At 67.8% G+C, this 994-nt stretch carries 1 protein-coding gene; it reads right to left on the minus strand.

All coding sequences use genetic code 11. The features are described from left to right. Positions 1 to 994: transposase (locus tag JK364_RS54410; RefSeq protein WP_201858878.1), on the minus strand; the 994-nt coding region annotated here is incomplete at both ends.

The following is a 994-nucleotide window of genomic DNA, read 5'->3' on the forward strand; positions in this document are numbered from 1 at the left end:
AGTGCTCATCGGGCAGCAGTCCGCGTTGCTGGAGACGGTGGTGGACTGCGGGGAGAGTCTTGCTGTCGGGCAGTGTGGAGTGGGTGGTGGCGACGTTCGTGATGAGGTTCGGGCGTGTGCGTGCCGCTTCGGGGGCGGAGGTGCAGGTTTCGCTGATGTGAAGCTTGTAGCCGTTCCAGAAGATGTCGCGTTTGGTGGACCATCGGGCGTCGGTGTCATAAGGCGAGGACAGACGTAGGTGGCCGGGCGGGCGGCCGTCACCGCCCTCGTCAGTCTTCTCCCGCCGCTTGACGACCTCGCGGCCGCCTCGTGTGGTGGTGCGGGTGTAGTTCTGCAGCAGTACACACCGCAGGACCTGCACCGCGGGGAGCTCGCGCAGCCAGACCGGGGAGCCGGAGTGGTAGACCGCGCCCAGCAGGGCGAAGCCGTCCCGGGCGAAGTCCACGGCCAGTTTCTGCTGCTTGGTCCGGGAGGTGGGCAGGCGCCAGCTGTCCACCCGTGGTCCGTAGCGCTTACTCCATGAGGCCACGTCCACGCTCTGTGCGACCCAGTCCGGATCCGCGCAGGTCAGCGCTTCCAGCGCGGCGCGAACCGCCTCCCCGGTCAGCTCCAACCGGTTCAGGTCCCGCACCGCCGCGACCACGTGGGTGGAGTCGGTACGCTGCTTGCCTCCTGCGGCCAGCAGGCCGTCTTCGACCAGCCTGGCCACCAACAAGTCCAGCACCTTCTCTTCCAGACCATGGGCGGCAACCCGGGTACGGAACTGAGAGAGGACACTGAAGTCGAAGCCGGGATCCTCCAGCCCCAGTCCGAGCGCGTAGGACCACGAGAGTTTGTCCCGCACCGCCTCGGCAGCCTGCCGGTCGGTCAGGTTCTCGGCCATCTGCAGCACCGTCACCAGCGCCAGGCGGCCCGGTGACCAGCCACGCGGCCCCGTCACCGCGAACGCTTCCGCGAACTCGGCATCCGCGAACAACTCACCGAGCCAATCACG

Source organism: Streptomyces endocoffeicus (assembly GCF_016741935.1).
Lineage (GTDB): Bacteria > Actinomycetota > Actinomycetes > Streptomycetales > Streptomycetaceae > Streptomyces > Streptomyces endocoffeicus.